The 13144-nt window shown below is 38.1% G+C and carries 14 protein-coding genes; 6 read left to right on the top strand and 8 right to left on the bottom strand.

Features of this window, described 5'->3' with window-relative positions; all coding sequences use genetic code 11:
• Positions 1 to 13 precede the first annotated feature (13 nt).
• Positions 14 to 943: a flagellar motor protein MotB gene (locus BTO23_RS08400; RefSeq protein WP_060993559.1), complete on the top strand. Its 930-nt coding sequence runs from the start codon at positions 14 to 16 to the stop codon at positions 941 to 943.
• Positions 944 to 1088: 145 nt separating this feature from the next.
• Positions 1089 to 2537 carry a tRNA uracil 4-sulfurtransferase ThiI gene (thiI, locus tag BTO23_RS08395; protein WP_105063339.1) on the top strand — a complete coding sequence of 483 codons (1449 nt, stop codon included), beginning with the start codon at positions 1089 to 1091 and terminating at the stop codon, positions 2535 to 2537.
• Between the two features lie 60 nt (positions 2538 to 2597).
• Here thiI and BTO23_RS08390 read toward each other — a convergent pair whose 3' ends face one another.
• The gene (locus BTO23_RS08390; RefSeq protein WP_060993557.1) at positions 2598 to 3515 is read right to left on the bottom strand and encodes a LysR family transcriptional regulator; all 918 of its coding nucleotides are present in this window, start codon (positions 3513 to 3515) and stop codon (positions 2598 to 2600) included.
• Positions 3516 to 3627: 112 nt separating this feature from the next.
• Here BTO23_RS08390 and BTO23_RS21495 point away from each other — a divergent pair, with 112 nt between their 5' ends.
• Positions 3628 to 3882, top strand: coding sequence for an EamA family transporter (locus BTO23_RS21495; RefSeq protein WP_281260258.1), 255 nt, complete (start codon positions 3628 to 3630; stop codon positions 3880 to 3882).
• Complete coding sequence (locus tag BTO23_RS21585) at positions 3879 to 4532, top strand: DMT family transporter (protein ID WP_281260257.1); 654 nt, start codon at positions 3879 to 3881, stop codon at positions 4530 to 4532. The genes BTO23_RS21495 and BTO23_RS21585 overlap by 4 nt, the downstream gene beginning before the upstream one ends.
• A 57-nt stretch (positions 4533 to 4589) precedes the next feature.
• Here BTO23_RS21585 and BTO23_RS08380 read toward each other — a convergent pair whose 3' ends face one another.
• The 7 genes from BTO23_RS08380 to BTO23_RS08350 all read right to left on the bottom strand — a co-directional run bounded on the left by BTO23_RS08380 (position 4590) and on the right by BTO23_RS08350 (position 11002).
• A complete protein-coding gene (locus BTO23_RS08380) occupies positions 4590 to 5180 on the bottom strand; it encodes a DJ-1 family glyoxalase III (RefSeq protein WP_060993556.1) in 591 nt (196 codons plus the stop codon).
• Positions 5177 to 6070: a 2-dehydropantoate 2-reductase gene (panE, locus tag BTO23_RS08375; protein WP_060993555.1), complete on the bottom strand. Its 894-nt coding sequence runs from the start codon at positions 6068 to 6070 to the stop codon at positions 5177 to 5179. Before panE ends, BTO23_RS08380 begins: the two co-directional genes overlap by 4 nt.
• A 107-nt stretch (positions 6071 to 6177) precedes the next feature.
• Positions 6178 to 7002, bottom strand: a complete 825-nt coding sequence (locus BTO23_RS08370; RefSeq protein ID WP_061030476.1) for a nucleoside-specific channel-forming Tsx family protein — start codon at positions 7000 to 7002, stop codon at positions 6178 to 6180.
• A 282-nt stretch (positions 7003 to 7284) separates the two neighbouring features.
• A complete protein-coding gene (locus BTO23_RS08365; protein WP_060993553.1) occupies positions 7285 to 8628 on the bottom strand; it encodes an AmpG family muropeptide MFS transporter in 1344 nt (447 codons plus the stop codon).
• An 84-nt stretch (positions 8629 to 8712) separates the two neighbouring features.
• The gene (locus tag BTO23_RS08360; protein ID WP_081091616.1) at positions 8713 to 9273 is read right to left on the bottom strand and encodes a peptidylprolyl isomerase; all 561 of its coding nucleotides are present in this window, start codon (positions 9271 to 9273) and stop codon (positions 8713 to 8715) included.
• The gene (locus BTO23_RS08355) at positions 9273 to 9842 is read right to left on the bottom strand and encodes a YajG family lipoprotein (protein WP_060993552.1); all 570 of its coding nucleotides are present in this window, start codon (positions 9840 to 9842) and stop codon (positions 9273 to 9275) included. Before BTO23_RS08355 ends, BTO23_RS08360 begins: the two co-directional genes overlap by 1 nt.
• 14 nt (positions 9843 to 9856) lie before the next feature.
• Positions 9857 to 11002 carry a methyltransferase gene (locus BTO23_RS08350; protein WP_060993551.1) on the bottom strand — a complete coding sequence of 382 codons (1146 nt, stop codon included), beginning with the start codon at positions 11000 to 11002 and terminating at the stop codon, positions 9857 to 9859.
• Between the two features lie 92 nt (positions 11003 to 11094).
• Here BTO23_RS08350 and bolA point away from each other — a divergent pair, with 92 nt between their 5' ends.
• Together bolA and BTO23_RS21450 are read left to right on the top strand one after the other, a co-directional pair.
• The gene (bolA, locus tag BTO23_RS08345; RefSeq protein WP_060993550.1) at positions 11095 to 11409 is read left to right on the top strand and encodes a transcriptional regulator BolA; all 315 of its coding nucleotides are present in this window, start codon (positions 11095 to 11097) and stop codon (positions 11407 to 11409) included.
• A gap of 393 nt (positions 11410 to 11802) precedes the next feature.
• Entirely contained in the window at positions 11803 to 13143 is a 1341-nt protein-coding gene (locus BTO23_RS21450) for a Na(+)-translocating NADH-quinone reductase subunit A (protein WP_061037248.1), read from the top strand.
• The last annotated feature ends 1 nt before the right edge of the window (position 13144 follow it).

The raw sequence follows: 13144 nt of genomic DNA, 5'->3' as shown, positions 1-13144 counted from the left end.
CTAGGAGCTAATGATGGAAGATGAAGATAATTGTAAATGTCCTCCTGGCGCCCCTTTATGGATGGCAACATTTGCTGACTTAGCAACACTATTAATGTGTTTCTTCGTATTGTTACTGTCTTTCTCTGAGATGGATGTTTTGAAATTTAAACAAATTGCAGGCTCAATGAAATTTGCGTTTGGTGTTCAGAATGTTCTTGAAGTAAAAGATATCCCTAAAGGGACAAGTGTTATTGCTCAAGAGTTTCGACCTGGTCGTCCTGAGCCGACACCAATTGAAGTTATCATGCAACAAACGATCGATATTCCTCAGAAAACATTAGATTTTCATGATGGTGAGTCAGATCGTGCTGGTGGTACAAAGCGTGATGCTGGTAAGCAAACTGGGGGAGAATCATCTTCAACCTCTACGCAAACGAGTTCACAGAGCGAATCTGAATCGCAAAGTCAGAGTCAATCACAGCAAGAATTAGAAGAAATCATTAAAAAAGCGTTAGAGCGTGAGATTGATGATGGAGCGTTAGAAGTTGAAAATCTAGGGCAGCAATTAGTGATCCGAATTCGAGAGAAAGGAGCGTTTCCTGCAGGGTCTGCCTTTTTACAGCCGAAGTTTCGACCGCTTATTCGTCAAATCGGTGAGCTTGTAAAAGATGTTCCTGGCATTATTCGAGTTTCAGGGCATACCGATAATCAACCAATAGAGTCAGAGCTATATCGCTCTAATTGGGATTTATCTGCTCAACGAGCGGTTTCTGTTGCTCATGAAATGATACGAGTAAAAGGGTTTGATAGTGATCGTTTACGAGTCCGGGGTATGGCATCAACAGAGCCGTTAGTACCGAATAAATCAGCAGCGCAGCGTGCGCGTAACCGCCGTGTTGAAATAAGTATTATGCAAGGTAAACCTCATGAAAGTGATGAGGTTCCAAGTGCTCAGCAGTAACGTTACCGTAAATAGATAATGATGAAAGGCGAGTTGAATTAGCAACTCGTCTTTTTTTTCGGTATAATCTTGCGCCTTAGATTAGGTCTTAAATCCATTTAGTCTACCCTTTTTGATTGTTATTCCACGTCAGTGAAGCCTATATATGAAGTTTATCGTTAAGCCACATCCAGAAGTTTTTGTTAAAAGTGATTCAGTACGTAAGCGTTTTATTCGTATTCTTGAAACGAATTTACGTAGCATCATTAAACGCGAAACAAAAGGCGTTGAAGTGATTAACCGTCGTGATTACATTGAAGTTTCAGGTCTTGATGGCACATATCGTAATGAAGTACTTACGGCTGTTACTCATACTCCAGGTATTCACCATGTACTAGAAGTTAAGCAGAGTGCTTTTGCGGATATGCATGATATCTATGAACAATGTTTAGAGATGAATCGTGAAATTATTGAAGGTAAAACGTTCTGTGTGCGAGTTAAACGTCGTGGTACACATGAATTCACTTCTATTGAATTAGAGCGTTATGTTGGTGGTGGTTTAAACCAAGCGGTTGAATCAGCAAAAGTGCGATTAAAGAATCCTGAAGTAACCGTTAAGTTTGAAGTTGAGAATGAAAAACTGAACTTAGTTATTGCTCGTCATAAAGGTCTTGGTGGTTTCCCTTTAGGTACTCAAGAAGATGTATTAAGCCTTATCTCTGGTGGCTTTGATTCAGGTGTTTCAAGTTACTTGCATATCAAACGTGGTTCAAAAGTACATTATATGTTCTTTAATCTAGGTGGCCCAGCTCATGAAATTGGTGTTAAACAAGTTTCTCATTTCTTATGGAAAAAATACGGTTCATCAGCAAAAGTAAAATTCATTGCAGTTGATTTTGAACCTGTTGTTGCTGAGATCCTTGAGAAAGTAGATGATGGCCAAATGGGTGTTATCCTAAAGCGTATGTTTATGCGTGCTGGTGGTATGGTTGCAGAGAAGTTAGGTATCCAAGGTTTGGTTACAGGTGAAGCGCTAGGTCAAGTATCAAGCCAAACACTGACGAACTTACGCCATATTGATAATGTAACAGATACATTGATCCTTCGTCCGCTAATCAACTGGGATAAAGAAGATATCATTGATGTTGCTCGTCAAATTGGCACAGAAGATTTTGCAAAAACGATGCCTGAGTATTGTGGTGTAATTTCTAAAAAACCAACCATTAAAGCTGAAAAATTCAAGCTAGAAAAAGAAGAAGCTAAGTTTGATTTCTCTATTCTTGAGCAAGTGGTTTATGATGCTCGCGTAATGGATATCCGTGCGATTGAAACTGAAAGCCAAGAACAAGCACCTGAAGTTGAAATGGTATCAGAGTTAGGCTCTGAGGTTGTTGTTCTAGATATCCGTAGTGCGGAAGAAGAAGATGAAAACCCATTAGAGATTGAAGGGGTTGAGGTTAAACACTTACCTTTCTTTAAGATTGCGACCCAATTTGGTGATTTAGACCAATCTAAAGAATACCTTTTATACTGTGAACGCGGTGTAATGAGCCGTCTTCAAGCATTATTGTTGATTGATAATGGCTATAAAAATGTGAAGGTTTACCGTCCGTAAATTGCGGTATTTCAATAGTATAAAATGAGATAAGAGAGCCGAGTAATTAGCTCTCTTTTTTTATGTCTCAGTTTTAAATTGTTGAACCATGAAATCAATAAAGACTCTTAATCGATTAGGCATATGCTGGCTTTTCAAAAACTGTAGCATGACTTCACCGTGATAATTACCTTGTACTTCCCAGTGAGGGAGAACCTCAAGCAATAGCCCTTGTTTTAACTTTTCTTGCACAACGAAGTTAGGAAAAATACCAATCCCAAGATCATGTATGACTGCATTTAACCGCATTTCTGTATGATTAACCACAAAGCGTCCATCAACTTTGATTTGATAGTATTCTGAACCTTGTTTAAATCCCCATTTGTTATCGTGTTGCGTCTCTCCAAGAGATAAACACTGATGTTGATGTAATTCAGAAGGGTGCTTAGGTGTGTCGTTATCTTGTAAATATTTAGGGGTGGCGCAGAGTATGAGGTCAATTTTAGCTAATGATTTGGCAACTAAATTCTCTTGTGGTTGATTGGTCAAATTAAAAATTAAATCCAAATTATCATTGATAGGATCACAACATTGGTCGGTTACTTTTATTTTTAGTTTTATGTTTGGATATAGATTAAGAAACTGAATTAAAAGAGGTTGTAATACTTGGTTTCCAAATGCCTTTGGTGTCGAAATCCTCAGCTCTCCTTCTATTTCATTATTGTTTTTTTCTGAAATATTAATCACTTCTTGAGCATTATCAACGATGCTCTTACAGTAATTATAAGTTTCTTGTCCTGCGATAGTTAATGTCTGTTTTCTTGTTGTTCTTTCTAATAAGGTGGCTTGTAGAGCTTTTTCAAGACGAGATACTTGGCGGCTTACTCCCGATGGAGTCATATCAAGAACTTGTGCTGCTTTACTAAAGCTTTCTGACTCAACCACAGTTACAAAGGCGGCCATGTCTGGTAATAAGGTGACGAGTTTATTTATGTCCATGAGTCACAAAAGATTTGATTTATGTAGGGATTATTTAATTTATCAGCCTGAGGTATCTTAGTGCAAATAAGGATGTGATTTATGTTATCTCACAGGGAAGAAGAGAAGAGCGATGGAAAGGCGTATAGAAAAAGGGCGAGAGCTGCCAGTTAATCAATATTTACCTTCAGTGGTTCTACTACTTGTGGCGTTTTTTTGGGGAACAAGCTATGGAGTAGCAAAAGAAGCATTGCTATTTACTAGTGTATTCGTTTTTTTAGTCATTAGATTTGTTATGACAACACTTGTTTTATTGCCAATCGTTATTTATCAGAAAAATATAGCGCATTGGAAGTCAGTTATTCCAACAGGGGGGGGGTATTTTTGATCTTCGTTTGTGAAACGTATGGTATAAAAAATACGACGGCTTCTAATGCCGCCTTTCTTATTGGTTTATTTGTTGTTTTTACGCCATTTGTTGAATGGTGGGTGAATAAAAAGAAACCAACAAATAAACTCTTTTTATTGTCTATAATCTCTGTTATTGGCGTCTTCTTATTAACCAACGTTACTACACACCAACTCAATATAAATCTGGGCGATATTTTAATGTTAATGGCAGCCTTATTAAGAGGCTTTATGGTCGTATTTACCAAAAAGGTGATGGTCGATAAAGATGTTGACCCGATTATGGTGACAAGTGTTCAATCAAGTGTCGTGTCGATTTTTTCTATCGTATTTCTTTTATCCATCCATGGTTTTGAATGGGTTAATTTGATACCACTTGATTTGTCTTTCTGGTTATTAGCGATCTATCTTGTTTTATTTTGTACGGTGTTTGCTTTCTATGCTCAAAATTACAGTGTGAAAAAGATATCGCCAACCAGAGTGTCGATCTTAATGGGGAGTGAACCGATATTTGGTGCTCTGTTTGCTTTTGCATGGCTAAGTGAAAGCTTTACTATTGTGCAAATTATTGGAGCAAGTCTTATTGTTTCTGCAACATTTATAGTGACGAGAAAAGAAGCCGTGTCATAGGTAAAGAAAGGACCCCAATACCAGATTTATTTGGTGTTGGGGTAAATAGATAAACGATTAGATTTGATGATAATTTAAGTTTGGTAGGGTCACTAAATCCGCAGCTAATTTTGCAGTGAGTTCTTTTCCGCCCAATAATGTTACGATTTCCATTGCAAATTCAAGTGCAGAGCCTGGACCCTGGCTAGTAATTAAATGGTTTAATACATCAGTGAAGACACGTTTAATACGACGATTTTTCTCAGGGATGGCTTCCATTAAGCTTGGGTAACAAGTCATTAGAGCATCTGGATATAAATCGTGATGTTGTAATACAATAGCCGGAGCTGCACAAATAGCAGCAACCCATTTCTCATCGTATTTTTGTTGTTTTAGCATCTCAATTAATAGAGTGCTGTCACGGAAATTTTCCGATCCCTTCAAGCCGCCAGGAAGAACAATACAATCGAACTCCTCATCAGCCACATCCACTAATTTTACATCGGCGGTTAGCGTTACACGTTGTGCTGCCTTCATGGTTAATGCACCATCAAATGCAGTACTAGCAACAGTAACATCAAATTTAGCGCGTTCTAGAATATCAATTACCGTGATAGCTTCTAGTTCTTCTGTTCCAGGAGCTAAGCAAATGAGAATTTTAGTGGTCATAACAAGTTCTCTTCTAATTGTTTTATTTGATTATATAACGTTTCATTAATTGGTGTTGAAATACCATGTTGCTTTGCTTTTTGTAATAGATAGCCTGTAATGAAATCGATCTCGGTTTTTCGTTTATGAAAGCAGTCACGGTTCATTGAAGAGTAGTTCTCAGAGGTCGCTGATATTACTTGATTTACCATTGAAACTAGCTCTATTTCTTCCCATTCGATATCTTCTTTCTGTAATACTTGGTGTACTTCAGTGCAAACATGAATAACATCTTGATTAATATCTGGCTGAGATAACTGTCCATTTTTACATTGATGGATTGCTGTTAAAGGGTTTATCGCACAATTAATGGCAAGTTTTTTCCAAAGTGCAATGTCAATCCCAGGATTCCATTCAATGCTTGGTAAGCTATGTTCTAAAACATTTTGAAGGAACTGGCACTGATTGCCTGAAGCGTTAAATGGACCAATAACAGTATGCCCCATTCCAGTATGTTTGATTGTATGCGAGCTTTCTTTTAGTGCCCCATGCGTGGTGGTGGCCTGTAAGACAGGATGGTGATTAATGTGCGCTTTTATTGCATCAATCGCTCCCATGCCATTATGCATAAAGAGTAATATGGTTTCTTGTGATAATAATGGAAGTAAAGGGAGTAGTGCGCTTTCTACCTGCCAAGCTTTAACGGTAATAAAAAGCAGGTCACAATGAATAAGTGAGTCTTTGTCGTTACAAGAAAAAGAGTGTGATGAATTGTCTTTTGCATTTAAAGAAAGAGAAAGTTCAGAAGGCGTTGAGCTTCTTGTCCATAACGAGACATTATGCCCTGCTTTTTGAAGGTAGCATGCCCATAGGGAGCCAACTGCGCCGGGACCAAGAATAGTGATATTCACAGGTAAATCCAGAAAGAAGAAATAATGAGAGAAGTGTAATAGGTTTACTAGAAAAAACAAAGGCGCTCATGATGAGCGCCTTAGTAGAATAGGTATTCTAAATTAGATTAGAACTTGTAAGTAACACTTAGGTAGTGACTCACGCCTGATGATTCCCAATCGCCACCAAAGCCAGTAGCTGCACCATCTTCTAAGCCGTAGATGTCTTGGTAAGCTTTTAGACCGTAACCAACAGCAAACTGGTTTGAATGCCAGTAGATACCATTAAACATAGCGCCGCCGTTGCTCTTTGTACCAGCTTTACTATCATCCATACCTAATTGGTAATCAATGTAACCTTGGTAAGAAATGAATGAACCGTTATCGAAGAAGTAGAATGGTTTGAACCAGTTAGCCGATACTTGGTAGCCGTTCCAATCTTTAGTGTTTAAATCGTAAAGACCGTAGAAGTTAAGACCAACTTTTCCTAACCAAGGAACCATAATGTCAGAGCCTAAACCCCAGAAAGAGTTATTTACGCCACCGTTGTTGCCGCCCCAGTTAAATAGAGTTGCAACGTACAGTTCTTGGATAGGACCCATAGATAGGTCTTTACCAGTCAGTCCATCTAAAGACATGCGTGGTGCAAATTTCATGAACATTTTATCTGGAGCTGTAGACTTATCTGTGTCGTCTTGGTTTGCTAGGTTAAATACATCAACGTAGCCATAAAGATCAAAAATGCCAGAGCGACCGCCAAATTCCATTTCTAAATAGTCATGTGTATTTTCTGCAGCAGTGCTTGACGCTGGTTTCTCATCGATTGAATACATGTAGTTAAACTGCATGAATTTGAAATCATTCTTATGAGTATCGCCATCTGTGTAATCAGCAGCGAAAGCAGGAGCAGAAAGAGTAGCAAGAACAGATAGAGCTAAAAGGGATTTGCGCATAATGACATCTCTATAGTTATGTATTACTAAAGTAATTAGCGAGTAGTTTAGTACTGCTTTTAAGTTGTGCTCATATTATAGATAAAGTTCACTTTTTTAAATGCAACTTATGTAATCATGATGTTATATATAGATCTTGATCCTGTTTCTATTATTAACTTTAACAATAAGGTGATCTAAATCACTTACTTGACATTGCTCTGACAATAAAGTGTGAACAAGAACAAAAAAGCCCCCTAAATTCGGAGGCTTTAGTAGCGTACTTGTTATTTATTAAGACGCTTAAGAACGTTGAGACTTATCAAGTAGCGCTTTGAAATGCCCTTTAAGCATAAGCAGCATAACCAAACTTGGGATAACCATCACGGCAGTTAATATAAAGAATAATGGCCAACTATTTAAATAGTCAACGAGCTCTCCACTGAAAGATGCCAGAGTTGTTCTACCTAAATTACCTAATGAAGCAAGTAAAGCATATTGAGTAGCAGAAAAAGCCTCTCCCGTTAATATCGTTAAGAAAGAAACAAATGCAACGGTAGAGAAAGCGGTTGTAAAGTTATCAACAAGAATAGTCGCTAAGAATAAATGCTCGTTTGGCCCTACGTTTGCAATCAAGGCAAACATTAAATTACTTGCTGACATGGCGATACCGCCGATCATTAGGCCTTTAATGACACCAAAACGAACATTGATTAAACTGCCTAATAAAGTAAAGAAGACCGTCGCACCCCATCCAATAAGTTTTGAATAGTAACCAATTTGTTCATTACTAAAGCCAATTTCTTTATAAAAAGTAATCGACATTCTGCCTAGGAAAGCTTCCCCAATCTTAAACAAGAAAACAAAGAGTAGTAAGGTACATGCTGTTTTTACGCCATTACGATTGAAGAAATCGTAAAACGGCTCAATAACCGTTACGGTAAACCAAGCTGCAACTTTAGAATGTACGACTTTATTGTGTCGAGCTTCCGCTTCGTGTTGAAGTTCGTCACGTTTAGTTTTTGGCTCTCCAACGAGTAGAGTAAAGACCATTAATAAGGCAACAATAGCAGCCATTCCATAATAAACACCATTCCAACCAATGCTGTCAGCATTTACAAACGCTAGGTATCCAGGAAGTGAGTAGCCGGTCCACCAACCTATTACAGCCATTGCAGAAGCTTGCGGCATTTTACTTGATTCTGATTTAGGGAAGGTATCAATACGGAATGCATCAATAGCGACGTCTTGTGTTGCCGATGCGGTAGCAATTGCCAAAGCAAACATCGATGTGAGTGCTAAATTATTTGCTGGGTCTAATCCTGCAATTTGTAAGGTACAAATAAAAACGATTGATTGGCATAAGAAAATCCAACTACGACGCTGACCTAATTTATTTCCTAAAAAAGGTAATTTTACACGGTCAACAAGTGGAGCCCACATGAAATTAATAGCATAAACAGCAAAAACAGATCCAAAATAACCAATGGCAGCACGAGTTAATCCCGCATCTTTAAGCCACCCTGACATGTTTGAGCCAATAAGAACCCATGGAAAACCACTCGAACAACCGAGCATGAAAACCCAAAGCAGGCGTTTATCCATGTAGCTTTTAATGGCTGTTTTCCATTGCATGGAATGAGACATGAAACGCTCCTTGTTATTGTAAAAAGAGATAGAAAAAGCAAAGCAGCCCGAAAGCTGCTCTGTAATTTAGTTATTTTACCGTGATTATTTAATCAATGTTGCTTTAGTTATGATAATTGGCTCAACAGGTATATCTCGCATTCCATTAGGGAGTGCTTTGGTTTTCTTTGTTGCCATTTGTTGAATAACATCAAAACCTTGAGTTACTTTACCAAAAACAGCATAACCTGGTGGGCGCTGACTTCCGTTTAAAAAATCATTGTCATTAAGATTAATATAAAATTGGCGAGTGGCTGAATCAGGGTTATTAGTTCGAGCCATTGCAATCGTTGCTGTATCGTTCTCTAGCCCATTCTTGCCTTCATTTTTGATTGGACCATAACTTGATTTTTTCAGCATGTCTTTATCAAAACCACCGCCTTGAGCCATAAAGCCTGGAATAACTCGGTGAAATTGAGTGCCCACATAGCTGCCGTCTTCAACATAACGAATAAAGTTGGCAACTGAAATAGGTGCTTTCTCTGAGTTTAATTCAACAGTGAAATTACCTAGCGTTGTTTCGAATTTTACCGATTCAGCAAATGCGGCATTAGTGAATCCAAGAGCTGCGATTAATAGGGCTACTTTAGATGTCGATTTCATCATTAGAAATTACCTTTAATGTAGGTTTGTAGTTCTTCATCTACAGCAATCTTATCTAGTACTGCATTTAAAAGATCATTAAGAACCGCTTCGATATCTTGGTTATCAGCACTCATTGAGCCTGTTTTTTCTGACACACCGTTGTATGTTTTTACAAACTTCCCTTTTGGTGTCTCAGCTGTAATTTGCAGTTTAACTTGAGTTTTGATTTCATTGCTCATTAGTGAATGTTGGACACTAACTAGAGCTTCAATGATGTCTAAACGCAATGTGTTATCACTATCTACAGTAATAACAAATCCTTGTGTTTTTAACTGTGTTGCCAATGCATCTTCAAGTGTTACACGTAGGTTTTGTTTCGCGTGAATTGGTTGTACGTTTTGGCGTCCGTTATCGATAACGGCAACATACTGTGCTGTACGTAAGTCACTGCTATCTAAAGTTAGTTTTACACCGTCTACGATTTGATGTGCATTTGATGAAGCAACAGGCTGGATATCCAACTGAGGATCAGAAGGAGCGCTACATGCAGCTAAAAATAAAGCAGAAAGGGCGATAATGGCCTTTTTCATTGGGATATCCTTTTTTATTTTGATTTTTCAGCTTTAACAGCTTCTAAAATAACGAATTTTGAATTGCTAGCAATGGTGGTGACGTTTTCTTCACCAAACAAGCGACATAATTTATCATCATAATCAAGATGACGGTTTCCAATAACTAATAATTTTCCTTCTTTACATAAGATGTGCTTAGCATCACAGAACATTTGCCACGCGATATGGTCAGTAATGGCTTGTCCTTGATGGAAAGGAGGGTTACATAGTACTAAATAACTACTGTGTTTTTTAAAGCCATCTAAGCAATTGTTGGCAATAAATTGGAATTGACGTTCTTTGCCTAAATTGACTTCTAGATTACGGCGAGCAGATTCAACGGCCATAAAGCTTTCATCTACACAGGTAATACGAGCTTCAGGGTTCAGTTGAGCAGCTTTAACGCTAAGAACACCGTTACCACAACCTAAATCAATAATATGGCGTAATTCAGGATCGACTGGGATATGCTCAAGCATAAAGCGAGCGCCTTGATCTAAGCGTTCACCAGAATAGACATTAGGGTAATTTAATAAATCAATGTCTTCATTATCAACACTCCAGCATACAGCCTCTGCAATAGTTGCGGGGTTGGTCGCATTTGCATTTGAAAGCACTAAACGATGCTTCTTCCAAGCTAAAGAGGTTTTAGTTTCACCTAAATAATCTTCAAACAACTCAAGAGTTGAACTGTGAATTTCCTTAGCTTTATTAACCGCAATGATTGGGCATTCAGCAGTCATCGATTGACGAAGTTGTTGAAGCTGCCATGTTAGCATGCGGTTGTTTTTAGGGATCTGCATTAACACAAGGTCAAAACCTTGAGGCATATCTTCTGTTGATGTAATTAGCTGCACACGATTGCATTGGTTACGCTGTAGATTTTTTAAAGTACCACGTTGAGCAACGAAAGAATCGGTCATCATAGTCACGTTATGCTTTTCAGAGAACCAACAAGATAAAGCTCCAAAATTATCATTTAAGATAAGGATGTTTTTTCCATCTTCTAAGTTTAATTCTTCGACATGATTAATGATGTATTCATCACCAGCATCCCAAGCTTGTAATAATTCTTGAGCGCGTTTTGGGTAACGCTGTAAATTCAGGTTTCGATCAAATAAACATAATTCGGTTTTCATAATTTAGATCTTCAATAAGGTACGCTTCTGGCTATTGTCGCAAATGGTGTATAAAGTGGAAATAGAAGAATTCAAATAAAGAAAGGAATTATATGATTCAGCATCAAATTGAACATAAATTGCGCAATGAACTGTCGTCGTCGTACTTAAAAGTATTAAATGAGAGCTATATGCACAATGTGCCCGAAGGCTCTGAGAGTCACTTCAAAGTGATTGTAGTGAGTGATGAATTTGAAGGTAAACGTTTATTGGCTCGTCATCGAATGATAAATGCCATTCTCGCGGACGAATTAGCAAATCATATTCATGCGCTTGCTATCCACACTTATACTGAAACTGAGTGGGAAGCATTAGATACCGAAAAAGTACCATCATCGCCTAACTGCATGGGTGGTTCAAAAAGTTAACAATGAAACGAGAATGTTTAATTTTTAACATAAAGTAAATAAATGTTACTTTCAATTGTTAAAATATGAACAACTATTGATGTCATTGCTACTAAGGTGGTATTTTTTGATTTTGGACAATAATTGTGCACTGGATCTAAAATGCTTAAACCATTTCAATGATTTCTAACAATGAAGCGCAAAAAATTGTGGGAATCTGGCTATTGAACGTGGCATCCACACCATAAAAAATGCTAGAATCTTCCGCCTTAAAATAGCTTTTTTCGTCTTTATGTAAAAAGCATATTGCTAAAATGTTACGCTCATGGTGATTTTGTCACTTGGGGTTAGCAGATTAGTAATGTCGTGTCTTATATAGAATCCTTTTTCCCAATAAAATTAGTGCAAGTGCGTATGATTACAATAAAAAAGGGTTTGGATCTTCCTATTGCAGGAGTTCCAACTCAGGTGATTAATGATGGTAAAGCCATCAGTAAAGTCGCCTTGCTTGGCGAAGAGTACGTCGGTATGCGTCCTACGATGCATGTCCGCGTAGAAGATGTAGTAAAAAAAGGTCAAATTCTTTTTGCTGATAAAAAGAATCCTGGCGTTATTTTTACTGCTCCAGTAAGTGGTAAAGTTGTTGAAATTAACCGTGGTGCAAAACGTGTACTTCAATCTGTAGTTATTGCAGTTGAAGGCGAAGAGCAGGTTACTTTTAATAACTATGCAGCAAATCAGTTAGCTTCTCTTGACCGTGATGCGGTTAAGCAACAGCTTATTGATTCTGGTGCATGGACTGCATTACGTACTCGTCCGTTCAGCAAGGTTCCAGCGATCGATTCTGAAACAAAGGCTATCTTTGTTACTGCTATGGATACTAATCCTTTAGCAGCTGATGCAGAAGTGATCATTAACCAACAAGAAGAAGCTTTTGTTGCAGGCTTAGATTTATTATCTGTATTAACGGGTGAGAAGGTTTATGTATGTAAGAAAGGAGGTAGTTTACCTCGTTCTTCTCAAAGCAATGTTGAAGAACATGTATTTGATGGACCTCATCCAGCAGGATTAGCAGGTACACACATGCATTATTTGTATCCAGTGGATATAAATAATGCTGCGTGGAGTATTGGCTACCAAGATGTAATTGCTTTTGGTCAACTTTTCTTAACGGGTGAAATTTACTCGGACAGAATCGTTTCTCTAGCTGGACCTGCAGTAAATAATCCTCGTTTAGTTCGTACTATTACTGGTGCTAGCTTACTTGAATTAACAGACAGCGAAGTTATGCCTGGTGAAGTACGAATCATTTCTGGTTCAGTATTAAACGGTACCCAAGCGTCTGGTCCTCATGGCTACCTTGGTCGTTACCATCAACAAGTATGTGTACTTCGTGAAGGTCGTGAGAAAGAATTGTTTGGCTGGGCTGTCCCAGGTAAAAATAAATTCTCAGTTACTCGTTCATTCTTGAGTCACCTATTCTCAGGTCAAGTGTTTAACATGACGACAACTACTAACGGTAGTGATCGTGCAATGGTGCCAATTGGTAGTTACGAACGTGTAATGCCATTAGATATGGAACCAACAATGTTATTACGTGATCTTTGTGCTGGTGATGTTGACAGTGCAGCGCGTTTAGGTGCATTAGAATTAGATGAAGATGATCTAGGTCTATGTACTTATGTGTGCCCTGGTAAATATGAGTATGGTCCAATGCTTCGTGAGATCTTGGATACCATCGAGAAGGAAGGGTAAT

The organism is Aliivibrio sifiae (assembly GCF_002954715.1).
GTDB lineage: Bacteria > Pseudomonadota > Gammaproteobacteria > Enterobacterales > Vibrionaceae > Aliivibrio > Aliivibrio sifiae.
The sequence above is the reverse complement of the archived record's forward strand: the minus strand, read 5'-3'. Positions and strand labels throughout refer to the sequence as shown.

Bases quoted from the DNA above. Each gene is read 5' to 3' on its own strand.
- BTO23_RS08400 (WP_060993559.1), top strand. From the start codon at position 14: ATGGAAGATGAAGATAATTGTAAATGTCCTCCTGGCGCCCCTTTATGG.
- thiI (WP_105063339.1), top strand. From the start codon at position 1,089: ATGAAGTTTATCGTTAAGCCACATCCAGAAGTTTTTGTTAAAAGTGAT.
- BTO23_RS08390 (WP_060993557.1), bottom strand. From the start codon at position 3,515: ATGGACATAAATAAACTCGTCACCTTATTACCAGACATGGCCGCCTTT.
- BTO23_RS21495 (WP_281260258.1), top strand. From the start codon at position 3,628: ATGGAAAGGCGTATAGAAAAAGGGCGAGAGCTGCCAGTTAATCAATAT.
- BTO23_RS08380 (WP_060993556.1), bottom strand. From the start codon at position 5,180: ATGACCACTAAAATTCTCATTTGCTTAGCTCCTGGAACAGAAGAACTA.
- BTO23_RS08370 (WP_061030476.1), bottom strand. From the start codon at position 7,002: ATGCGCAAATCCCTTTTAGCTCTATCTGTTCTTGCTACTCTTTCTGCT.
- BTO23_RS08365 (WP_060993553.1), bottom strand. From the start codon at position 8,628: ATGTCTCATTCCATGCAATGGAAAACAGCCATTAAAAGCTACATGGAT.
- BTO23_RS08360 (WP_081091616.1), bottom strand. From the start codon at position 9,273: ATGATGAAATCGACATCTAAAGTAGCCCTATTAATCGCAGCTCTTGGA.
- BTO23_RS08355 (WP_060993552.1), bottom strand. From the start codon at position 9,842: ATGAAAAAGGCCATTATCGCCCTTTCTGCTTTATTTTTAGCTGCATGT.
- BTO23_RS08350 (WP_060993551.1), bottom strand. From the start codon at position 11,002: ATGAAAACCGAATTATGTTTATTTGATCGAAACCTGAATTTACAGCGT.
- bolA (WP_060993550.1), top strand. From the start codon at position 11,095: ATGATTCAGCATCAAATTGAACATAAATTGCGCAATGAACTGTCGTCG.
- BTO23_RS21450 (WP_061037248.1), top strand. From the start codon at position 11,803: ATGATTACAATAAAAAAGGGTTTGGATCTTCCTATTGCAGGAGTTCCA.